Origin of the sequence: Asaia prunellae JCM 25354 (assembly GCF_000613885.1) — a bacterium.
Classification (GTDB): domain Bacteria; phylum Pseudomonadota; class Alphaproteobacteria; order Acetobacterales; family Acetobacteraceae; genus Asaia; species Asaia prunellae.
On record NZ_BAJV01000003.1, the window covers coordinates 50,897 to 72,636 of the forward strand.

Annotated in this window: 22 protein-coding genes and 2 pseudogenes; 11 read left to right on the forward strand and 13 right to left on the reverse strand. The window is 57.0% G+C overall.

The window, feature by feature from the left end; translation table 11 throughout:
* Positions 1-301 precede the first annotated feature (301 nt).
* Positions 302-598 (reverse strand): annotated as a pseudogene (locus JCM25354_RS23690) (VOC family protein); the annotation flags it as partial.
* Positions 599-776: 178 nt separating this feature from the next.
* Between JCM25354_RS23690 and trxA the strand changes: the two are divergent.
* Positions 777-1,103 carry a thioredoxin TrxA gene (trxA, locus tag JCM25354_RS03135; RefSeq protein ID WP_025840568.1) on the forward strand — a complete coding sequence of 109 codons (327 nt, stop codon included), beginning with the start codon at positions 777-779 and terminating at the stop codon, positions 1,101-1,103.
* Between the two features lie 17 nt (positions 1,104-1,120).
* On the opposite strand, the gene hpnK is transcribed toward trxA, so the two are convergent.
* From hpnK to JCM25354_RS03155, 4 genes are all read right to left on the reverse strand, one after another.
* Positions 1,121-1,978 carry a hopanoid biosynthesis-associated protein HpnK gene (hpnK, locus tag JCM25354_RS03140; protein ID WP_025884926.1) on the reverse strand — a complete coding sequence of 286 codons (858 nt, stop codon included), beginning with the start codon at positions 1,976-1,978 and terminating at the stop codon, positions 1,121-1,123.
* A gap of 6 nt (positions 1,979-1,984) precedes the next feature.
* The gene (gene hpnJ / locus JCM25354_RS03145) at positions 1,985-3,409 is read right to left on the reverse strand and encodes a hopanoid biosynthesis associated radical SAM protein HpnJ (RefSeq protein ID WP_035446671.1); all 1,425 of its coding nucleotides are present in this window, start codon (positions 3,407-3,409) and stop codon (positions 1,985-1,987) included.
* Between the two features lie 108 nt (positions 3,410-3,517).
* Positions 3,518-4,705, reverse strand: a complete 1,188-nt coding sequence (hpnI, locus tag JCM25354_RS03150) for a bacteriohopanetetrol glucosamine biosynthesis glycosyltransferase HpnI (RefSeq protein WP_035446672.1) — start codon at positions 4,703-4,705, stop codon at positions 3,518-3,520.
* Between the two features lie 54 nt (positions 4,706-4,759).
* Positions 4,760-5,434 (reverse strand): ABC transporter substrate-binding protein, encoded by a 675-nt coding sequence (locus tag JCM25354_RS03155; RefSeq protein WP_243443864.1) that lies wholly within the window; start codon positions 5,432-5,434, stop codon positions 4,760-4,762.
* Between the two features lie 501 nt (positions 5,435-5,935).
* Between JCM25354_RS03155 and hpnH the strand changes: the two genes are divergently transcribed.
* From hpnH to JCM25354_RS22060, 4 genes and pseudogenes are all read left to right on the forward strand, one after another.
* Positions 5,936-7,123, forward strand: coding sequence for an adenosyl-hopene transferase HpnH (gene hpnH / locus JCM25354_RS03160; RefSeq protein ID WP_025884930.1), 1,188 nt, complete (start codon positions 5,936-5,938; stop codon positions 7,121-7,123).
* Positions 7,124-7,260: 137 nt separating this feature from the next.
* Positions 7,261-8,553 (forward strand): hemolysin family protein, encoded by a 1,293-nt coding sequence (locus tag JCM25354_RS03165; protein WP_025884931.1) that lies wholly within the window; start codon positions 7,261-7,263, stop codon positions 8,551-8,553.
* 75 nt (positions 8,554-8,628) lie between these two features.
* Positions 8,629-9,885, forward strand: coding sequence for a hypothetical protein (locus JCM25354_RS03170; protein WP_025884932.1), 1,257 nt, complete (start codon positions 8,629-8,631; stop codon positions 9,883-9,885).
* Positions 9,882-10,504: pseudogene (locus tag JCM25354_RS22060) on the forward strand (ATP-binding cassette domain-containing protein). The gene JCM25354_RS03170 and the pseudogene JCM25354_RS22060 overlap by 4 nt, the downstream one beginning before the upstream one ends.
* Before the next feature lie 15 nt (positions 10,505-10,519).
* Here JCM25354_RS22060 and JCM25354_RS23275 read toward each other — a convergent pair.
* The 4 genes from JCM25354_RS23275 to JCM25354_RS19810 form a co-directional block, all read right to left on the reverse strand.
* Positions 10,520-11,632 (reverse strand): lytic transglycosylase domain-containing protein, encoded by a 1,113-nt coding sequence (locus JCM25354_RS23275; protein ID WP_369345718.1) that lies wholly within the window; start codon positions 11,630-11,632, stop codon positions 10,520-10,522.
* A complete protein-coding gene (locus tag JCM25354_RS23280) occupies positions 11,566-12,525 on the reverse strand; it encodes a hypothetical protein (RefSeq protein ID WP_369345719.1) in 960 nt (319 codons plus the stop codon). Before JCM25354_RS23280 ends, JCM25354_RS23275 begins: the two co-directional genes overlap by 67 nt.
* A 170-nt stretch (positions 12,526-12,695) precedes the next feature.
* Positions 12,696-12,887 (reverse strand): uracil-DNA glycosylase family protein, encoded by a 192-nt coding sequence (locus JCM25354_RS21285; protein ID WP_159103434.1) that lies wholly within the window; start codon positions 12,885-12,887, stop codon positions 12,696-12,698.
* A gap of 98 nt (positions 12,888-12,985) precedes the next feature.
* Positions 12,986-13,420: a uracil-DNA glycosylase family protein gene (locus JCM25354_RS19810; RefSeq protein WP_051537185.1), complete on the reverse strand. Its 435-nt coding sequence runs from the start codon at positions 13,418-13,420 to the stop codon at positions 12,986-12,988.
* 122 nt (positions 13,421-13,542) lie between these two features.
* On the opposite strand from JCM25354_RS19810, the gene JCM25354_RS03190 reads away from it, so the two are divergent.
* From JCM25354_RS03190 to JCM25354_RS03200, 3 genes are all read left to right on the forward strand, one after another.
* Complete coding sequence (locus JCM25354_RS03190; RefSeq protein ID WP_025884933.1) at positions 13,543-15,348, forward strand: tetratricopeptide repeat protein; 1,806 nt, start codon at positions 13,543-13,545, stop codon at positions 15,346-15,348.
* An 8-nt stretch (positions 15,349-15,356) separates the two neighbouring features.
* A complete protein-coding gene (locus JCM25354_RS03195) occupies positions 15,357-16,238 on the forward strand; it encodes a 4-(cytidine 5'-diphospho)-2-C-methyl-D-erythritol kinase (protein WP_025884934.1) in 882 nt (293 codons plus the stop codon).
* Positions 16,239-16,384: 146 nt separating this feature from the next.
* Positions 16,385-16,771 (forward strand): hypothetical protein, encoded by a 387-nt coding sequence (locus JCM25354_RS03200; protein WP_025884935.1) that lies wholly within the window; start codon positions 16,385-16,387, stop codon positions 16,769-16,771.
* A 94-nt stretch (positions 16,772-16,865) separates the two neighbouring features.
* Here the strand turns inward: JCM25354_RS03200 and JCM25354_RS22065 are convergent, their stop codons facing one another.
* From JCM25354_RS22065 to JCM25354_RS03215, 4 genes are read right to left on the reverse strand one after another with little or no spacing between them, the layout of a single operon-like run.
* Positions 16,866-17,228 (reverse strand): hypothetical protein, encoded by a 363-nt coding sequence (locus JCM25354_RS22065; RefSeq protein ID WP_243443865.1) that lies wholly within the window; start codon positions 17,226-17,228, stop codon positions 16,866-16,868.
* On the reverse strand, positions 17,116-17,865 hold the full coding sequence (locus JCM25354_RS16280) for an SDR family NAD(P)-dependent oxidoreductase (protein WP_243443866.1): 750 nt from the start codon (positions 17,863-17,865) through the stop codon (positions 17,116-17,118). Before JCM25354_RS16280 ends, JCM25354_RS22065 begins: the two co-directional genes overlap by 113 nt.
* A gap of 20 nt (positions 17,866-17,885) precedes the next feature.
* The gene (locus JCM25354_RS03210) at positions 17,886-18,464 is read right to left on the reverse strand and encodes a YqaA family protein (RefSeq protein ID WP_025884936.1); all 579 of its coding nucleotides are present in this window, start codon (positions 18,462-18,464) and stop codon (positions 17,886-17,888) included.
* Between the two features lie 48 nt (positions 18,465-18,512).
* Positions 18,513-18,839: a YnfA family protein gene (locus tag JCM25354_RS03215; RefSeq protein WP_035446674.1), complete on the reverse strand. Its 327-nt coding sequence runs from the start codon at positions 18,837-18,839 to the stop codon at positions 18,513-18,515.
* Positions 18,840-19,193: 354 nt separating this feature from the next.
* On the opposite strand from JCM25354_RS03215, the gene JCM25354_RS03220 reads away from it, so the two are divergent.
* From JCM25354_RS03220 to JCM25354_RS03230, 3 genes are read left to right on the forward strand one after another with little or no spacing between them, the layout of a single operon-like run.
* The gene (locus JCM25354_RS03220; protein WP_025884938.1) at positions 19,194-20,009 is read left to right on the forward strand and encodes a MetQ/NlpA family ABC transporter substrate-binding protein; all 816 of its coding nucleotides are present in this window, start codon (positions 19,194-19,196) and stop codon (positions 20,007-20,009) included.
* Positions 20,006-21,037 carry a methionine ABC transporter ATP-binding protein gene (locus tag JCM25354_RS03225; RefSeq protein ID WP_025884939.1) on the forward strand — a complete coding sequence of 344 codons (1,032 nt, stop codon included), beginning with the start codon at positions 20,006-20,008 and terminating at the stop codon, positions 21,035-21,037. The genes JCM25354_RS03220 and JCM25354_RS03225 overlap by 4 nt, the downstream gene beginning before the upstream one ends.
* Positions 21,018-21,668: a methionine ABC transporter permease gene (locus tag JCM25354_RS03230; RefSeq protein ID WP_025884940.1), complete on the forward strand. Its 651-nt coding sequence runs from the start codon at positions 21,018-21,020 to the stop codon at positions 21,666-21,668. Before JCM25354_RS03225 ends, JCM25354_RS03230 begins: the two co-directional genes overlap by 20 nt.
* The last annotated feature ends 72 nt before the right edge of the window (positions 21,669-21,740 follow it).

Below are 21,740 nucleotides of genomic sequence, written 5' to 3' on the forward strand. Positions count from 1 at the left end.
CCTTGTCAGCCGGATCTCCTGACCAGGAACTCAGAGCGGCGTAGACACCGTGTTGCGGGTCGGAGACGATCACGGTCTGACCGAGCCCCGCAATCTCTTTCGGGCCAAACATGACCATCCCTCCTTGCTGGCGTGTGACGCGAGCAACTGTGGCGGTGTCTGATGTCGAGAGGAAAGGCATCCAGAACGGTACGTCCTGTCGGGGATGATCAAGTCTGTGCGCCACCATCATGCCGATCGGCTGACTGGCAAGTGTAATTTCGACGCGGGGGGTTCTGCCGTCGTGGACCGGGCGGAATCCCCAGCCAAACAGGGTGCCGTAGAACTGCTGGGCCCTGGCGAGATCAGGGGTGACAAGCATCGAGAACACGATCTTACCCGGCATAAGATGATGCGTTGCAGGGGCTGTGAGAGGAACAAAAGCGTCCGGTCTGGCTGGTGGAAGGACCTCGGAAGGCGGGATCTGTTGCAGGGCATATTGTTCGGATGCAGGCGGCATCGGTGTCAGGGTGGGTTGGGCAAAAGCCGGTGACGCAATAGTCATAAGGCTCACACTGCAGAATGCAGCAAGTCTGGTGGGGATTGAGACAATACGCATCGACAAGAGAGACCCTCCGATAACAACCTGACCTTTCAGTATAAAACGTTTAAGCGAAAACTCTGTTTCTTGGTCCGGGGAGATTCCTGCTTCACTAGCACTTGAACGCGTCGCCTCAACTGCTGATATGTCAGGCTGAGACGGACCCGGACGGTCTGCATTGCGAATGGAGAACAGGATGAGCGACAACACCGTAGCTGTCAGCGACAGCGGTTTCGAAAAAGACGTGCTGCAGGCCGAAGGCCCCGTGCTGGTCGATTTCTGGGCGGAATGGTGCGGCCCCTGCAAGATGATCGCACCAGCGCTCGACGAGATCGGCGGTGAATACAAGGGTCGCCTTACAGTTGCCAAGATCAACATCGACGAGAATCCCGAAGCGCCGACGCGTTTCGGTGTGCGCAGCATTCCGACACTTATGGTCTTCAAGAACGGTGAAGTTGTGGCTCAGAAAACCGGCGCGCTGCCCAAGAGCGCGCTCAAGGCATGGGTCGACTCGGCCCTCTGAGGCCGGAAGAAGACTTTTCAGGCACGGGGCAGGATATTGCCTGCCCAGTCGCTCAGTGTGATATCCGCCGAGCGCACGGCCTGACGCAGCTCGGGACTGACCAGAGCATCGAACTCGCTGCGCTGGTCATAATCCGGCATAAGCTGCTGTAACAGGGGATTCTGTGACAGAGCCGGGTGAAAATAGAGCTCTGACAGACCGTCCGGAAGATGCGGGATAAGCCCGGCAACGCGTCCTGGTCTCATCTGGCCGCTCCATGCCAGTCCGAAGCAATAATCATTGGTCATCATACCTGCGCGGGCGATCTGATGGCGCAGAATTCCGCACCAGCGTCGCAATGCCGCGGCACCCAGTGAGTCGAAATGGGTTTCGGCAGCAGAGAGTGGTTCTGGTGGTTCGCAGGGGGTACGCACATGGCGCAACCCGTAATGCTGTCCGGTTTCAATCATCATCCGCCCGATTGTGGGGTGAAGATGCATATGTTTGTGTGCATTGGCATGGTCGAGATGCAGGCCCGAGGCGATAAAGGCCCGAAACTGGGCTTCGATCTCGCGTGACAGAGCACGTCTCGCGGCTGGACGGAAAAAATAGGATATTCCCAGACCAAGCTGACTGGTACCGAACCGGTCATCAGGAGTCGCAATGGCGTTGATGGTGGCACCGGGCAGGGCGGTATCGCCTTCGATGACTACCAGATGAAGCCCGACGCGCAGATTGGGTAACCGGCGTGCCCGCCGCACGGCATCCATGCTTGCAGGGCCAGCAACCATGAGGCTGGCCGTCGAGAGCAGCCCGTCTCGATGGGCGATCTCGATAGCCTCGTTTACCTCTTCGCTCAGGCCGAAATCATCGGCCGAGACTATAAGACGACGCATGAAAGATCAGGCGGCGTTGCGGTCTTTGAGGAACTGGAAGAACTCCACACCCTCGCGCAGGCGGCGCTTCATCATCTGCGGGCTGCGGACCATTTCATTGACGATCGAGGCGATCTTGGGCGCACGGAAGTAGAACTTGCGATAGAATTCCTCAACAGAGTTGAAGATCTCCGTGTGTGACAGATGCGGGTAATGCAGCGGGGCAATCTGCACGCCGTTCTCGTCGATCAGCTCGGCCTCAGCTTCGTTGAACCAGCCATTCTCGGTGGCCTGCTTGTGCAGCGCCGTGCCGGGATAGGGAGCTGCCAGCGAAACCTGCAGCGTGTGCGGGTTGATCTCGCGGGCAAACTTGATGGTTTCCTGAATGGTCTCCTTCGTCTCGCCGGGCAGGCCGACGATGAAGGTACCATGGATCTTGATGCCCAGCTTGTGGCAGTTCTTGGTGAACTCGCGCGCCACTTCGACACGCATGCCCTTCTTGATGTTGTGCAGGATCTGCTGGTTGCCGCTCTCATACCCGACCAGAAGCAGGCGCAGCCCGTTTTCCTTCATGATCTTGAGCGTTTCGTAAGGTACGTTCGCCTTTGCGTTGCATGACCAGGTCACACCCAGCTTGCCCATTTCACGGGCAATGGCCTCGGCGCGGGGCAGATCGTCTGTAAAGGTGTCATCGTCAAACATGAATTCCCGGACCTGCGGGAAATACTGTTTGGCAAGACGAATTTCAGCTGCCACGTGCTCGGGGCTGCGCGTGCGGTAGCGATGGCCCCCCACGGTCTGCGGCCACAGGCAGAAGGTGCAGCGCGACTTGCAGCCACGACCCGTATAGATCGAGATATACGGGTGCATCAGATACCCGATGAAGTAATCCTCGATCTTCAGGTCACGCTTGTAGACTTCAGTCACGAAGGGCAGGGAGTCCATGTCCTCGATCATGGCGCGGTCACGATTGGCGATGATCTCGCCATCCTTGTTGCGCCAGGTGATGCCGTCCACGTCTTTCAGGTCGCGGCCTTCGGCAATTTCCTTGATCGTGAAATCGAATTCGTTACGTGCCACGAAATCGATCGGGCCACCCTTGGCCATTGATTCGTCAGGCTGCACCGCAACCTTGGCACCAACCATGCCAATCATCAGATTCGGGTTGGCGTCTTTCAGCATCTGCGCCACGCGCACGTCAGAAGCAAAAGACGGCGTGGAGGTGTGCATGACCACGAGGTCGCGGTTCATCACATCCTTCAGGATCGGTTCCATGCCCATGCCGGCCGGCGGCGCATCAATCAGGCGCGATCCCTCGACCATCGCGGCAGGCTGGGCCAGCCAGGTCGGGAACCAGAAGGAACGGATCTCGCGCTTGGCCTGGTAACGCGAACCGGCACCGCCATCGAAACCGTCGAAGGAAGGGGGCTGAAGGAACAGCGTGCGCATCATGATGGTGGAAATCCTCGGAAAATCCGGCGGATCGCAAGATCCGCAAAGGTGAAGAGAGCAGAAATCTCTGACGAATGCCCACCATATGGGGCTGAAACGAGCAAAAGTCTAATCGCCAGGTTCAATTGTTTGTACAGGTGGCGTAATTGGCGTGGTTCGGCGTATGTGCAAGGTCTGTCCGCGCCACTCTACACGCTGTCCCCGCGCGCTGCCGACCATGATACCTGCAGACAACCATTCCCTGAGTGGGAAAAGGGCATAGACTGCTGGGCTGAGGCGTCCGAGGCTGCGATCGATCGTCAGGGCCATAAGACTCCGGATGGCCCAGACAGCGATAAAAAACCACAAGGCCCATCTTGCAGGCCAGCAACAGACAAGCACGACGCTGGACCAGAAAAGGGGGAGCTGAAGCGCGGAAAGGCCGTACCCGACGGGCTCGACATTCTTGACCGTGCGGCCCCAGCGGAGCTCATGTCCGATCATGTGTTTCACGGTGGATTCGGCAACTGTCGTCCAAGTCATGCAGGGGGCAAGAGCAATGGTCTTGCCATGGGCGCGCACGAGTTGACCCAGAATGGCGTCATCGGCAACATGATCGGCAAGGGCTTCCAGTCCGCCGACCTGTTCGAGCGTTGTTCTTGTCAGGGCCATTGTGGCCCCAAGACAATCCTGACGACCAAGCAGGCGTGACATCATCACACCAGGCATGAAATTATGATTGATCTGCGATGCAGCGAATTCTCTCACTAGAGAGGTCGAGGCAGGCAGGCCGGCATAAAGCGTGGTGACGAGACCGATACCAGGCTGTGAAAGTGAGCCGACCACATCGCGCAGATAATCCCGTTGCACATGAATGTCGGAGTCCGAAATGACGAGGACATCATGTTTTGCCGAGCTGTACATATTGATCAGATTGGCGATTTTGCGGTTCGTACCGTGAGGGGTATCATCGACCACAAGACCGATATCGCGCTCCGGATATTCAGCGGCAAGCTGCCTGACGATTGCAATGGCGGAGTCGTCTTGCCGCTGGACGCCGAAAACGATCTGGAATTCCGGATAATCCTGTTCGCAGAAGCTACGCAAGGCTTCTTCAAGAAGAGGTTCTTCCCCGTGCAGGGGTTTGAGCACGGTTGCTGCTGGTAGTTCCGGGGCGGTGCGTCCGAATACCGGAGCGCTCCGCTTTTCGTTTCTACGAAACAGCGCAATCAGCCCGGCTCCAACCGTCGACTGTACACAGCCGGCGACAGAAAAGCAGGCTGACGCATAGCCCAGCCAGTTCAGAATGAGAGCCACGCGACCCCTTTTCCCTTGTCAGGGCATGTTATCTGGGAGACGCGGCCAGGCATCTTAATTGTTCATAAACTTTGCGGTCTTGTTGTTGAGCAGGGTTACCAGCGCATCAGTGCCGCCACGCGCCAGGGTGGAACTGAAATCGGCACGTTGCGCGGCAACCTGGCTGATCTGACCGTTGAGGAGAATATCGACGATGCGGTATCCGCCACCTGAGGGAATCATTACATAGTTGATAGCGGTCGAGGTATCAGATCCATCGCCAATCGTTGTGCTGACGATGGTGCTGCCGCCGGTCGGGGCCGGGCGTGTGGTGGGGCTGACGGTAAATTTCGCATCACCCCCTTTCTTGAAGCTCGACACGTAGCGGGCAATGGTAAACCGGCGGAACGCTGCAAGAAGCTTTGTCTGTTCATCGGCCGAAAGCGTCGTGTACCGCATGCCGATGGAATTGTGCAGAACTGTCGAAAGATCGAAGCTGCGATCAATGACGGGAGCAATGATTTGGGCCCGCTCTTCGGATGTGCCGCTTGCGGATGACTGGATACGGTCCAGGGCTGCGTAGAGATCCTTGATCGGTGTGACAACAGAAGACTGGGCATAAGCCGGGGGCGTAAAGGAGGCAGAGGAAAGGGCGACAGGGGCCGAAGACAGGGCCATGAGTCCCAGAACAACACGTTTCATACGCGCGTTTCTGGTGGTCTCGGGCTTTCTGCTAGGAAACTGTGTCATGCTGCGTCCTCAAATCTGTTCCGGTACATCGGGACAGATATCTGTTTGGATCCGTAGTCGGAAAACTGGTGTGACTTGTATCGAAAACAAGTCGTCTTCTGCCCGACCGAGGCAGCATATGTCCGACATAAAGTCAAAAAGTGCAATCTTCCTGCTGTTACGTCCAGGCGGGAGGGGGGAATTGGCGTATCACCAGCACCGGCGCAATACATGCAAGCTTAAAGTTTGGTTAATTACCACGGATAAATGTCGCCAAAATGACACAGCAGGGCCAATGAAGAGACTTGGTTGTTGAGCCGGAGGCAATGCCCGGTGTATAGGCCGGATTTTACCATCCCGTTCGTATCATTTTTCAGTCTTGCACGCCGCCTCTTATTCCGGTGTTCTTTTTTCGAAATCACATGACCAACGGGTCTTACGTATGACAGCAACGCGGTAACCATGTCGGGCCTTTTCTGACGCCGCGTCAGCATGTCATCTGGTGTAGGAGCATAGAGATACATGGCTGTTCCATTGATGCAGGCCGTCCGTGTCGGACGCTATGTGGTCAAACAGCATCTTCTGGGTCGCAAACGCTATCCGCTCGTTCTGATGCTCGAACCACTATTCCGATGCAATCTGGCCTGCGCAGGCTGTGGCAAGATCGACTATCCGGCTCAGATCCTGAATCAGCGTCTGAGCCTTCAGGAATGCCTGGATGCCGATGCCGAAGCCGATGCCCCCGTTATTGCCATTGCCGGCGGTGAGCCTCTCCTTCACAAGGAGATGCCTGAAATCGTCAAGGGTCTGACGGCGCGCAAGAAATACGTCTATCTCTGCACGAACGGTCTTCTGCTCGAGAAGAAGCTCGATGATTACGAGCCCAATCCGTTTTTCTCCTGGGATATCCATCTCGACGGCGACAAGGCGATGCATGATTCGTCGGTCTGTCAGGAAGGTGTTTACGAGCGTGCGGTTTCGGCCATCCGTGCTGCCAAGGAGCGCGGTTTCCGTGTGTCGATCAACTGCACCTTGTTTGACGGTGCGCAGCCTGAGCGCGTGGCTCGTTTCTTCGATGAAGTCATGGCACTTGGCGTCGATGGCGTCATGACGGCGCCGGGCTATGCCTATGAGCGTGCCCCCGATCAGGAACACTTCCTGAACCGTCAGAAGACCAAGCAGCTTTTCCGTGACATCTTCCGTCTGGGCAAAGGCAAGAAATGGCGCTTTACGCAGTCGCCTCTCTTCCTGAATTTTCTTGCCGGCAACGAGAACTATCACTGCACGCCTTGGGGTAAGCCGCTACGCACCGTATTCGGCTGGCAGCGTCCCTGCTATCTGCTGGGTGAAGGCTATGCCAAGACCTTCAAGGAGCTGATGGACGATACAGCTTGGGAGCAGTATGGCACCGGCGCGTATGAGAAATGCGCTGACTGCATGGTGCATTCCGGCTACGAATCCACAGCGGTTATGGATGCTGTCAAGCGTCCGTGGCACATCGCCAAGGTTGCGCTCTTCGGTCCTGAAACCGAAAAACCGATGGCCCCCGAGATCTCGCTCGCTAACCAGCGTCCGGCTGAATACAAATACGAGGCTCAGGTTGCCGAGCAGGTCACGCTGCTTGAATCGCGCAAGCCCGCCCGTGGGCCACGCGTTCGCGTACACAAGGCTGCAGAAAAGCCGGTCGAGGTTGCTGACGCTGCGGACTGACGGCCCAACCCTGCGGGAGAACGGGTAGACCCCTGTTTTCCTGTGCTCTGGTCAAACGGGGCACGACAGCTTTATCCTGAAAAGGCGGACATACGGCGTGTATGTCCGCCTTTTCTTTTTTTCGATCGAAGGACCCCATGCTCACCCCCATTCTGGTCATCTGCCTCCTCATTGCGCTGAACAGCATATTTGCCATGGGCGAAATGGCGCTGATTTCGGCCAAGCGGCCGCGCCTTGCGGCGCTGGTCAAGCGGCAGGTGCGTGGTGCAGAGCGGGCATTGCGTCTGGCTGATGAGCCGCATTCCTTTCTGCCTACTGTGCAGATCGGGATGACACTGGTGTCCATTCTGGAAGGTGCTTTTGGCGGCAGTCAGATTGAAGAGGAACTGGCACGGCTGATCCGCCGCAGCGATATGCTGCGTCCTTTTGCCAATGAGCTGTCGATTGGCATCGTGGTGATGGGCATTACTTTCGCCATGCTGGTTTTCGGGGAACTGGTTCCCAAGCAGATTGCCTTGCAGCAGCCCGAGAAAATGGCTGCACGGCTTTCCTTTATTCTCTCGGCACTCCTGACAATCTCGCGTCCCGTGGTGGCATTGCTGAGTGGTGCTTCTTCTCTCGTTCTGCGCCTGTTCGGTGTCGGGGGGCTGACACGTGCTGCAATCACCGAAGAGGAATTGCGGGCCATTCTTGCAGAGGGTGCCCAGGCCGGTGTGCTGGAGACAGAAGAGCGTATCATGATCGAACGGCTGCTGCGTCTGGCAGACCGTCCGGTACGTGCCATCATGACACCCCGGAATGAGCTGTTCTGGGTGGATCGTCATGCGAGTCGCGATGCGTTGATCGTCAAGCTGCGTCAATCAACCTATACGCGCATACTTGTCTGCGAGGGTGATGTGGATCATCCGGTTGGCGTCGTTCTGGCCAAAGACCTTATGGATCGCCTGCTGCAGGGGCTGCCCGTCTCGATCGAAGCAGCACTCCGTCAGCCCATCGTCGTACCTGATAGCCTGACAGCTCAGGACATGATCGAGCGTATGCGTGGCGAGCGTCTGGGTATTGCTTTCGTTCTTGATGAATACGGCTCTTTCGAAGGGATTGTGACGCCTTCCGATATCTTTGAGGCCATTGTCGGGGACGAAAATGCCGAAAAGAACAAGACAGAGCGTGAAAACCCGCAGAGACGGGATGAATATGTGCTCGACGGTTTCATGCCGGCCGATGAAGTGCGCTCGGTACTCGATCTACCTGATCTGCCCGCAGCAGGGAGCTATCATACCCTTGCCGGAGCCATTCTTGCCTTGCTTCGCCGTGTTCCTGCCAAGGGGGACAAGGTGGTTTTCGCCGGATGGCTGTTCGAGGTAGTCGAAATGGAGCAGCGTCGCGTAACCAAGGTACGTGCCAGTCGTCAGGTTCTGGCGGAAAATTAATCTGAAGCCGTTTGTCGTCTGTTCGATTGTGACGATATCGTTTGGAAATCCGATGACGTGAGACGGATGACGTATTTGGAACAGACAGGCGCGAAGCCGGGGTTCAGGTTTTTTCTCGGGTTAAGAGCGCGTCATCTGTTCAATGCCGGAAAAGCTCTGCTTATGCAGCGCTGGCTGCTGTTGATGGGAGCCGTTCTGGCCTCCCCTTCCATTCCCTTCGTGGCCATTTCCCTGCATCTTGGCCAACTGGCCCAGTCGGTTCTGGCTGGACCGGGTAATTTGTACGATCATATGCTGATGCTGCTGGCAGCTCAGACCGTTTTTATCGCCTGGTCGGAAGGGCTGCGCGGTCTTGTCAGGGGTGGCGCCTTTCGTCCTTTCCTGAACACCTTGCCTATCACCCCGCAAACTCGCCTTCTTGTTGCGGGTTTTCTTGTTGCAGTGCTCGATCTGCCGCTTTTCATCCCATTCGTGGTCGGGGGCATCCTGACGGGCTCTGTGTCTCTTCTGATTCTGCCTCGCTACATAATGGGGATGGCCGTTTTTGCAGGTCTGGTGCTGCTTCTTCAGGCGGCAGTCGTCGAGCGGCTCTTTTGTCTGTGTATGGCCATTTTCCTGGCTGATTATCTGCTTGCTGCGGGCTGCATAACGCAACCCTTCTGGTCGGGAGCGCTGTGCCAGATCGGGGCCGCAGCGCTTGGTGGGGTCGGGTTCAGGCTGGCTGGGCATGCGCCCGGTCTTGTCCCTTTTCCAGTATGGTTGTCTTGCCGGTGGGGAGCGCCGAAACATGTCAGGCCCGGACATGGTGACAGACTGGCGCGTTTCTCTCCTGTCCTACGTCTGCAACTGCGTAGCTGGATCGAACGGGGAAGCAGGGTGCGAAGCGCGCTTGTTGTCTCTTTTTTCCTCCCCGTCGGGTTATGGAGATTGCTTTCTGTGTTTGCCTATGACGAACGATCTGTCCCGGTAATGATTGTCGGAATGGGCCTGGTCGCACAATTCGCCCTTGTGCCTTTCGCTGCGCTCGATACAGCGCATCGTCGGGCGGCACCTTTTCTCTCGACTCTGCCTTTGCCACGATTGTTCTGGACAAGGCGTGATCTTGGCCTCGTTCTTGTCGCGTTTACGCCATCGGCTATTCTGTTTGTCCTACCCCTCTGCCTGCATGCGCTCATTTCTCCTTCAGCGCCGGTTGTACTGCTTTTTTCCTATGGATTGCTGTTGTCGGCCCTGCAGCTGTGTCTGTGTATCGATCCACGCTGGCGGCCCATAATCAGCGTGAGCCTGAGTGTTCTCTGGGTCAGTTTTATTCTGATGAAGGTGACAGTATGACCGCCATTCTGCGCTGTTCCAACCTGTCTGTTGCCTATGGTGGACGGTCTGTTCTCTCATCGGTCAGCCTGTCGCTGGATGTCGGCTTTTATGGTCTCTGGGGGGCGAATGGCAGCGGGAAATCGACGCTGTTGCGTGTGTTGTCTGGCAGTGCAGGCCAGATCATGGTGATGTCTGGATCGCCGGGAAACATCTGGCACGTGACCCGGTCGCAGCAAGACAGGGATTGGCCTATGTACCGGACGAAGCGGCGGTTTATCCTTTCATGACCGGGCGCGACCTGATGGCACTCTGTGCCTGGGCACGCAAAGCGCCGACAGCGCCAGACTCCCTGATTGAGGGATTCGGTCTCAGGCCTCATCTCGATAAGCGGTATGATGCACTGTCTCTGGGCACGAGACGCAAGATGCTGATTGCCTCTGCCTTTATCGGCAATGCGGCAGTCCTGTTGATGGATGAGCCGGCCAACGGTCTTGATGCGGATTCCCGTAATTTTTTTGGCGCGCTGATCGCTGAAAAGGCTCGTTCGGCCTGTGTTCTGATCTCGACACACGATAGCGCCTTCCTTGAGACGCTTGGTGCAATGATCATCCGTCAGGAGAGCCTGAGCACCTCCTGACGGTAACTGGCAGGTTCAGTGATAGGTCACAGGCTTGGCACTGGCGATTTCCTGCTCATCTGTGAAGCGGGGCCATTGAGCATGAGCAAGCGCATGGAGTGAAGGGGCCGGCAAACCCAGTTTGTCAGCATAGATCCAGAGATAGGCGAAAGCGTGATGGACGTAATCGCGTGTCTCATTGTTGGGAAGCAATTCCATGAAGAGCAGCGGATCATGGATCTGCCCTGCTTCATGAGGTGTGCTGTTTTCCCATCGGGCTATAGCACCGGGGCCTGCATTATAGGAGGCGAGGGTATGAATGAGATCCCCTCCCTTTGGAGCCGCCTCCGAGCGTTCGGAAAGTCCTGCCAGATATTGCACATAGAGCTGACCGATCTCGAGATTGACAGCCGGGTTGTGCAGGCGGCCGACCATATCAGCAGGAACATTGATAATGGCAACACCATGAGCGTCGAAAGCCGGTTTGGGGCCAGTGACGAAGCTCGCTGTCAATGGTCTGATCTGCATCAGTCCATGCGCTCCGGCGCTGGATGATGCCTTGGGATCGAAATTGGATTCGAGACGTGTCAGGGCATAGACAAGTGCCGGATCCATTTTGAAACCATGGCGGGGAGCAAGTTGCGGTGTGGGGAAACCAGCCAGATGGGCGGGGCTTCCATCGCGGGCTGCAAGGATGGTGGCGATCTGTTCGGACAGATCATGCAGTCCGGCGGCGGCGGCGACGAGCTGAACCGAATGACAGAGCGCCGTGTCCGATGTGATATCTGGCCACATCCGACGCAACAGAGCCTCAGCGCGTGATGTTTCACCAATCTGTAGCAGGGCAAAAAGACGCCGTCCCTGAGGTGTTGCCGCGACAGCTTCGACATCGATCTCGCCCATGACCGGAATAGGATTCTGGAGCTCGACCGTATCGTCATTCGACAGACCATCACGCATGGTATCCTGTCGGGCGTCTGATGCCGGTGGCATGCCTGCATGATGCAACCCAAGCATCTGACGCGCGAGAATGCCGTAAAAAGTGCCGGGTTCAGCAGCAGCACGCTGTAACCAGGAGGTTGTCAGCGTCGAGACGTTGCCAATATGGCGATGAGCACGTGCTGCCCAGTAGGATGCTGCCGCACGCAATTCGTTTGTGGTTGTGCCTGCGCGCGAGGCCTGTTCGAAAGAAGTGAGCGCTTCATGCAGGGCTCCCTGACGCCAGGCTGCAAGTCCGGCGACATAGCTGCATAGCCGAGTTGATGTTTGCTCTGTTCGAAACCGTTTCGCGCTGTCTGAAGCGCAAAAGCGGTTTCACCCGCGCTAAGCATGCCAAGAGCGATCTCGGATTTGAGCTGGGCGGCATAAAGTGGCGTCATGCCAGGCGTCGAATCGACCAGTTTGACGGCGCTTTGCCCCCCCTTGAGGCCCCAGGAAAGACGTTCACTGATGGTGTGATCAAGAAGGGGATTACGGTTGAGGATGTGAGCCAGAGGATCCGGAGAGACTGCCGTGCTGTTTGAGGAGGTATCCGATGGTGCAAGTGGTGTCGGAAAGCCTTGCGGTGTCACGCTACCTTTTGGGCTGAGTGAGATGAGCAGGGACTGGATGGCACTGGCGTCGGCCAGGCTTGAAAAGGTCTTGAGCCAGAGACGCAGCTGCACCGGTTCAGGGCGATAGGCAGGGTTCAGATAGCGCTCAGCCAGCAGATCACCCATCAGCACGTTGTCGTGGGCGGCGCGTGAGCGCGCAATCGCGATCTCGAAATCACCCGCACGCTGGGCGCGAAAAGCCTGTTTCAGAAGCGCGGCATCTGAAGCGGAAAGAGGATGGGGGAGACCATTCGGACCACCAGGCGCAGAAGAACGCGGCGTTGCAAACGCCGTTTCCTCACTCTGGCTGTTGTCATGGTCAGCAGGGTTAAGCGTCGATCTGCTTTCCTGGGCACGAAGCGGATTGAACGTCGCTCCCGCCACAAGCAAGGCGCACAGCATCAAAGCACGGGCGCTGTTACTCGACGCGAAATAAGAAATTCCTCGCATGGTGGAGATGCTGGTAGCTTCCCTTGCCTGATAAAGCAAGAGTGGCCAAAAGGTCACACCAGAGGAGTTCGCTATTCTAAGATCGTTTAACGAATTCTACCAGAGGGATAACACCAAAAAACCGCATTTTCCGGGCCGGAAATCGTTTTTTTTCAAAGGTTTTGCAACTGTCAACCACCAGACCCGGATTCGAGGGTTTCAGCAAGAAAAACGAGGTCTTTCCACATCTCGCGACGCGCTCTTGCGCTTGATACGAGCTGCTGCGGATGCTGCATGACAAGGGTTTCTGTACAAATCCCTTCCTCGAGTCGCAGCGGGTGCCAGCTTCCGCGCGAGCGGGCAATGCTCGCCTGTTCATCCATCAGCATCCGCAAGGGGGTCAGGCCAAACAGGATCAGACGTTCCGGACGTGCCTTGATGATCGCCGCAACAAGCAGATGGCGACATTCGCGTATTTCGATCAGCGAGACGGCGCGTCCTCCCGGCGGGCGCCACGGCAGGCAGGTGCCTGCGATAGGCAGGCGCGATCCAGCCCGATGCTTGGCAGGATCATGTCCAGCAGACGCCCGGTTTCTCCAGCGAAGACCTCGCCGGAACGATCCTCATCAGCGTCAGGCGCGTCCCCGATGAGCATGAGTTTTGCACCAGGTACGATATGTGGCCGCACACTGGCTGAAGCCGTGCGGGCAAGCGCGGAATCGGGAAAGCGTTCCACCCCCCAGGCCTGTGCTGCCTCGGGGTCGATAGCTGCCGGGCGCGCCTGTAATGGCGATTGTGCGTCCTGTCTGTGAGGCAGGGAACGGACAGGGCGCTGGGTCTGCCGGAGCGGGGATATGGCAAGGCTTGCCGCACGATCCAGTCTGTGCGGGGCTGTTTCGTCAAGCGCACAATCCACCCCCAATCCCGATAAAGGTCCAGCAGGGCAAGTATCTCGGAACGGTCCTGACCGGAGAGGGAAAGTGACATGATCTCTTATCAGTTTGGTGTCTGAACGGGTTCAGTCTAGATTGTCATACGATGCAAACCAAGCGCTCTCCGTTCCGGCTCGTTCTTCTCATCTGCCTGGCCTCTGTTACCAGTGCGTCAGCTGCCGGGACGAAAGGCAATCCTGGCCAGAATGTACCCGTTCCGAGCGCCGCCGATTATTCACTGACGGGGAGTCTGCTCGGTAGTATCGTCTCCGTGCAGCGCAATAATGTAAGTGATGCCGATCATGCTTTGTATGAGGCTGTGACGCAGGGTTATCACGATCCGGAATTCATTCTGATGGCGTTACGCTATGCGGCGATGGATGCCGGGATGGAATCGGCCGCGCGTGCGCGCGTTCTGGCGAAGATGATGCCGCAACAGAATCTGGCCCGTATCATTTTGGGCACGGCAGCATTTCGCGACCGGCAGTGGAAAACGGCTGAAGCCTATTTTTCCCTTCACAGCAAGGAGCCGGAAGGCCTGTTGCGTATGGCGGGTCAGGGGTTGCGTGACTGGTGTCACTATGGCGCCAACCCGGCCAACGGTCAGGAAGATCCTGTTGCGTCTGGTCCGGGTGCTATCGATCCTGTGACTTATCTTGCCTTGTTGCAACAGGCCCGGATTGCGTCACTGCGTAACGAAGCACGCACGGATACCCTGTTTTCCGCGCTTGATCGCAATGCGGCCACCATACCGTCCTTGCTGCGTATGCAGACCCTGCAGTTTGAAGCCGACTGGCTTGCGTTTCGCGATCACAAGGCGGAGGCCCAACGGAAACTCGGGAATATTGCTGCAATCCTTCCTGCTTTCCAGCTTGTGGCAGCACGTCTTGAACCTGAAAAGATTGGCACGGGTTTTTCTCCTGCCCAGGGACTGGCAGAGTTCTATATTGGCGTAACGTCTCTTCTGGGAGATACGACCTCGCATGATGGTGCCGCCAGTTCATCCCCGGATCAGAGCGAGGACAAGCTCAAGGATCTTCGTCAGCTCAAGATCCTTCTTTTGCGGCAGGCGCTTTTTCTTCGTCCTGATCTGACCCTGGGCAAGATCCTGCTGGCAGAAGAGCTGCGCAACGACGGTCAGCTCGACATGGCGCAAATGGCGCTCGATAATGTGGCAGACAACGACCCGCTCGCGTCACTTTCCGATCATGCCCAGGCACAGATCGCGCTCAAGCGTCATGATCTGAAGGCGGCACTTCATGCTCTGGAACGTGTGGTCAAGGCCAATCCGGATAATGCTGATATCCTGAACGAGCTCGGTTCCGTGCAGGATCAGCTTGGTCAGTCCGAAGCGGCGGTCGACACCTATACAAGGGCACTCAATCAGGTCAGTGTCATGGAGGCGCGCGTCTGGCCTCTTCTCCTAGGTCGTGCGATTGCTTGGGATCATCTCAAACGCCGCGACAAGGCCCAGGCCGATCTCGATCATGCTCTGGCTCTCGCGCCCTCCGAACCGGTCCTGCTCAATTATGCAGGATATTCGGATGTCGAACATAACGAGCGCCCCGCCCAGGCCCTGACTCTGCTGCGCCATGCCATGGATATGGCACCTGATGATGCGGAGATACGTGACAGCTATGCTTGGGCATTGCTCAAGCAGAATGGCGATCTGGCACAGGCCCTTCCCTTGCTGCTTTCTGCCGTCAACGCGGCGCCTGCTGATGCAGAAATCGCCTATCACCTTGGTGTTGCCTACTGGTATCAGGGGCGTCAGCTTGAGGCGCGGGACCAATGGAGCCAGGCGCTCAATAACAAACCTGAGCCTGAGACGAAGGCCCTGATTGAAGCCGCGCTCGCTAACGGGCCCGATCTGCCGGTCATGCGCGGACGTGCCATTCCTTCGCCCAGATGAGACAGAAGATGCTTCCTGATCGTTCCATGGCCCGCGCCAAGATCAATCTTTTCCTTCATGTTACCGCACGTCGTGATGACGGCTATCACGAGCTCGATTCTCTGGTTGTGTTCGCCGAAACAGCGGATGAACTCGCTCTTGCAGCGCCACGTCCGGCCGGGAGTGGTATGAGCCTCGAAATCGATGGTCCATTCGGCGCCGGACTTGAGGCTGGACCAGACAACCTCGTGTTGCGTGCGGCGGAGGGTTTGCGCAAGGTGGCATCTCTGCCCGAGGGCGCACCGGACTGGCAGATCCGCCTGACCAAGAACCTGCCCGTGGCCTCAGGAATTGGCGGGGGGTCGGCTGATGCGGCGGCTGCGTTACGTCTTCTGGCTGCGGCCTGGCAATGTGAGAACCTTGATCTTGCTCCGGTTGCTGCCGGGCTCGGGGCGGATGTGCCTGTCTGTCTCATGCAGAAAACACAACGTATGCAGGGAATAGGCGAGATCCTTGTTGCGGCTCCACGGCTTCCGCGCTGTGCGATGGTGCTGGTCAATCCGGGAATATCCGTACCGACACCGACCGTTTTTCGTGCCTGGAAAGAATCGGGCGCACCATTCCGTCCAGCAGCATCTCTGCCGGGCGGCTGGAACGATGTCGCCAGCATGGCGCATGGTCTAAGATCAACTTCAAATGATCTGCAGGCTCCGGCGATTGCGCTCTATCCTGTGATCGGCGAAGTGCTGGACAGGCTCGAATATTCGCAAACCTGTCTTTTCGCCCGCATGAGCGGGTCAGGTGCGACCTGTTTTGGCCTTTATGCCGATCTCGATGAGGCACGTCATGCGGCGGAAAGTCTGCGGAGTCATGGCTGGTGGGCAGAAGCCGGCTGGATTCAGGAGGCATGAAACCAGTCTTTGGGATATAATATCGTCCTGTCTTGTTTCAGGGAAAGTAATGACTCTGCCAGATCGCTTTGAGACCGGAGCTTTCCGGATGAATTTCTGCTTTGCAGGCTAATCCGGCAGATGGAATGCGAGGAAGGGGCTCGGCAATGGGCGCAAGAATGCAGGTCATTCAGAAAGAGGATGGCAAGGGTGCAACGCTCCGCTTTCTTGAAGAAAGCGGGATAGAAGGCGAAATTGACCTGACACTGGCTCAGCTGAGCCAGCTGATCAAAAGCCTGGGACAGGTGCGTTACGCTATCACGGCACATGAACCTCAGCCTTCGATTGCCAATGCCCCCTTTCTGCCGGTCTATAATACGAACTGGGCGCTCCAGATCGATGCTCTGACCGAGGGCTCGACTCTGGCGTTTCAGCATCCTGCCTATGGACCGATCGGGCTGGTTTTCGGGCCTGAAGATGCCGACAAACTGGTCAAGGGACTCAAGCAGCACCGTGCGCTGATGGCTGCCAGCACATCCCGTCAGCCGAGCTGATCCCGGCCCACAGGATCTGTTCAAGGCTGATCAGGGTTTCCTCAGGTTGACGGGACGTGCTGGCAACAGGTCTCGCAGAGGCTCTGCAGTATATCTATTTTCTGTGGCGCAGAAGAAGCCAGCCAAGAGCTCCCCCACAAAGGGACAACAGCATGGCGCCCGAGCCGATCCGGCGCGGCATGGTCAGCAGCAGTGGCTTGCGTCCTGTTTCGTGCAGAGGAATACCTTCATACGGGCCGTGGGCAGCATAGGCGCCGGGAAGGCTTTCAGAAAGACTGTCGGTGTCGCTCTCTGCCTTGCCTGATGCGTATTGCGACGTGATGGCCTTTCTGGCGAGATACCGGTCACGCAGCGAAGGCGCAATGCCGTTGATCAGACTTGGCAGGATCGAGGTGGCGCCGACCCAGATATCGCGGTGATGGCCAAGGACTGCCTGACAGATTGCATGGGCAGCCACTTCGTTCGTAAATCCGCCCGCTGGGCTTGAGTGCGTGACCCGAACGGTTTCGACTCCAGCCAAGGCGTGGGGTATTGATCGAAGGGAGATGCACGATGGTCAGGTCAATGCGATCCGATAGCGCGCGGATTTCAGGACGTACACTGTCACAGAAGGCACTTATCGCGGCGTGGGCACCGTTGATTGCTGCCTGCAGGGGCAGGCCACGCAGTGGATGGGCAAGGCCGAGATTGACAATAGTGCCGCTACCGCGACGGCGCATGCAGGCCAAGGCGGCTTGGGTGCCGAAAACCGAGCCAAGATAGGTGACATCCGTCACGCGTCTGAGTGTCTCGGCATCGAGCGACAGAACCGGCCCGATAGCGGCAACACCGGCTGCATTGATCCAGACAGTGATGGGGCCGAGCTCACGTTCCACGCGCTCGGCGGCATCGGAAACGGCTCTTGCATCTGAGACATCAACCGGCAGGATGAGCGTACGTATTGCGTTGGCTGCAAGTTCGTCTGCGGCATCCTGAAGACGCTGTTCATTGCGTCCGAGCAGGGCGATGTCAAAACCGTAGGATGCGAGCATACGGACCGTGGCGCGCCCGATACCGGCTCCGGCGCCTGTGACGACGGCAATCTGGTTGGGCATGGCAGCAATCCTTACACGGTCTACAAAAGGGTCACTGCGAGAATGCCAGCGATGATCAGAAAGAGAAAGCCCGCCATGACAAGTGTCAGACGACGTTCGATAAAGTCCTTGATAGGCGGTCCATAGAACCAGAGCAGAGTCGCCACCAGAAAGAAACGCGCGCCACGTGTGACGAGGCTTGCTGCCAGAAAAGGCAGGATGCTGAAATGAGCTGCGCCGGCGGCGATGGTCACGATCTTGAACGGGATCGGTGTCAGCCCTTTGAGCAGGATGATCATTACTCCGTATTGCCGGAATTTTTCCTGTAATGCTGTCAGGCTGTGTTCTGCATGATAGAAATGTACGATTGGCATGGCGACGTGTTGAAGCAGAACAGCACCGATCACCCAGCCAAGCAAGGCGCCTGTTACCGAACCCGCAGTGCAGATCGCAGCCAGTAAAAAGGCGCGCTGACGCGCGGCCAGTACCATCGGGATCAGCATCAGATCGACAGGAATCGGGAAGAACGAGGCCTCTGCGAAAGCAACGGCGAAAAGCCACCACCCTGCGTAAGGCGAAGCCGCCAGAGCGAGTGTGCGACGATAGAGCGGTTGAAACACGAGAAGCCTCCGGTAATCGGGAGACCCGTCAATGACCCAAGCCGTGCCTTATGTCGAGCGTGGGCCCCAGAGAATCAGCGCTGCGCCACAAAGGCAGATTGCGGCACCAATCAGTTCCCAGCGGTCAGGGCTTCGTCCTTCGAACAGACGCATCCAGATCAGGGATGCCGTGATGTAGACCCCGCCATAGGCCGCATAAGCCCGACCTGCGCTGTCACTGTCGATGCGCGTCAAAATGAGAGCGAAAAGCGTCAGGCTTAACAGACCGGGTAAAAGCCACCAGACCGATCGATCAAGACGTAGCCACGCCCAGAAAGCGAAACAGCCGGCGATTTCTGCAAACCCGGCAGCAATATAGAATAGAAGAGTCAGCATGACAGGGTCCGGAATTGAGCTGGGAATGTGGGCATGGGACCATAATCACATCGTCATGGCTATTGGTGTCGGATGAGATGTCAGCGAGGAATCCCGAGAGGTCTGTCTCTTGCAGTGTGGTGAGGCAGGTTGAATTCTCGCAAAGATGTAGAAACAAGGCTTGAATCACGCGAGATCAGGATTGCCGATTATATCGGGAAGGTATTCTGAAAGCCGCAAACAAGATCGATCATTGCTTTATGAGGCGTTCTGTATAAAACACGGATAAATCGTTGAATGCGTTGAGGTTGTTTTTAATAACGATATTTGATCGTTTAATACTTCGCCTTGCGCCATAAACCGGGTGTCCGTCTCATGTCCTTCGCTTCGCTACCGCGTCGTACAGTGTTGTCCACGCTCCTTGCTGCGCCTCTGGCATTGGGCTTGCGCTCGGCCAGGGCTGCCGACAAACCCATTCGCGTTGGTATCATGGCAGGTGAGGACGAGGATATCTGGCGTCTGGTCAGCCAGAATGCCCAGAAAGCCGGTCTGACGCTGAAGATTGTCACCTTCTCGGATTATTCGACACCGGACGAGGCGCTTGCCTCCCATGATCTCGATGCCAATTCCTTTCAGCATATGCCATTTCTGAAAGCCCAGAACGATGCGCACGGGTTCAGGATTGTACCGGTAGGCAATACCTATGTTGCGCCAATCGGTCTCTATTCGCGCAAATGGAAGACGCTTGCCACTCTGCCTGAAGGCGCAGTTATCGGGGTCCCGAACGATCCCAGTAATGAAGGACGTGCGCTTCTGTTGCTCCAGACACTTGGCTTCATCAAGCTCTCGTCATCAGCCGGTCTGTTGCCCACGCCACTCGATATTACGGAAAATCCGCACAACTTCACGATACGTGAGCTTGATGCCGGTGTGGTCGGTCGTGCACTACCCGATCTCGATGCTGCTGTGATCAATACCGACTGGGCACACAAGGCGGGTATTGATGTTGTTCATGAGCGTCTGGCGCGAGAAGGGGTAAAGGATAACCCCTATATCTGCGTGATAGCGGTCAATAGCGACGATGCCCAGGCCTCCTGGGTCAAGCCGCTAGTCAGTGCTTACCAGCAGCCGAATATCCGTCAGGCCCTGATTGATGTTTATGCCAATACAGTGATCCCTGCGTTTTCATGAGTCTTCTTGACGTTTCAGGTCTGTCGTGTCGCTTCGGATCGCAGACGGCGCTGAGCGATATCAGTTTTCAGGTCGACAAGGGCGAGATCATTGGCGTGATCGGGAGTTCGGGAGCGGGAAAATCCACGCTTCTGCGTTGTCTTTGTGCACTTGAACGCCCGACAGAAGGTCAGATTCTGCTTGAGGGGGCTGATCTTACGCAGCTGACCGAGAGAGAGCTGGTTGCTGCCAGGCGCAAGGTCGGGCTCGTCTTTCAGCATTTCAATCTTCTGAATTCGCGCTCTGTAGCTGCCAATATTGCCCTGCCGCTTGAAATTGCCGGCTGGGCTGGAGGCCGGATTACCGAGCGCGTTGAGGAGTTGCTGACCCTTGTCGGGCTTGAAAGCCACGGTTACAAGCGCCCGTCCCAGCTCTCGGGTGGTCAGAAGCAGCGTGTCGGTATTGCGCGCGCCATAGCCAATTCTCCATCGCTTCTTCTTTGCGATGAAGCAACCTCCGCACTCGATCCCCACACGACAACCTCCATTCTTGATCTGTTGGTTGACATCAACCGCTCGCTGGGTCTGACCATCATTCTCATCACGCATGAGATGGAAGTCGTGCGTCGTTTTGCCCATCGTGTCCTTGTACTGGATCATGGCGCACTGATCGAAAACGGCAGTATGGCTACGCTAATGCGTGACAGTCGAGGGGATCCGAGACTCGAGAGGCTACTGGCAGATACGCGACCCTCTCTGCCTGACACGCTCAGAAGCCAGCTCAGCACCGTCCCTCTTCCTGATGGTCTCACACTTGTCCGTGTCGTGCTTGGACCTCAGGCAGCAAAAACGCCTTTCCTCTCTGTTCTGACAAGGCGCTTCGATCAGGCAATCACCCTGATACAGGGGGGTACGCTTGCCTGCGGAAGCGAGCTTCTGACTGACATGATTCTGGGCTTTTCCGAGCCGCTTTCCGAGCCGCTCATTTCGTTTCTTGAACAGGAAACCCATGTGACGGAGGTGCTCGGCTATGTACCGGCTGATCACTAGGCTCATCGCGGAGTCGACGCTTCAGACCATTGAGATGGTTGCAGCGTCCAGCTTTGTCGCCGTGCTTTTCGGTCTGCCTCTGGCTGTGCTGATGATCGCAACCAGACGCACTGATCTGTATGACATGCCCTGGCTGGGGCGCCCCATTGGCTGGGTCATTGATGCTATTCGCGCGATCCCGTTTATTATTCTGCTGGTGTTGCTGATTCCGGTTACCCGTTTTATCGCAGGGACATCGCTCGGTACGTTTGCTGCTATCGTGCCGCTGTCGATCGCAGCCATCCCCTATTATGCGCGTATTGCTGAAATCTCATTGCAGGAGATCGAACCCGGTCTTATCGAAGCGGTGCGTGTCATGGGAGGCACGCGCTGGATGGTCATTCGCTATGTACTGATCCCCGAAGCCCTGCCAGGCCTCCTGTCCGGCCTGACCGTGACCGCAATTACCCTTGTCGGAGCCTCTGCCATGGCAGGTGCCATCGGTGCCGGTGGGCTGGGTGATCTTGCTATCCGATATGGCTATCAGCGCTTCAACGTTACCATCATGTTTGCCGTGGTTGCTGTGCTGATCCTGCTGGTCGGCGCAATCCAGGGGGCCGGGGCAGTGGCTGTCAGGGCAGTGCGGCGGTAAGAACCGGGGCGATGATGCCCCGGATATTGCAAGAACGGGTCTATCTCTGGTGGGTCACAGAGCACTCTCAAG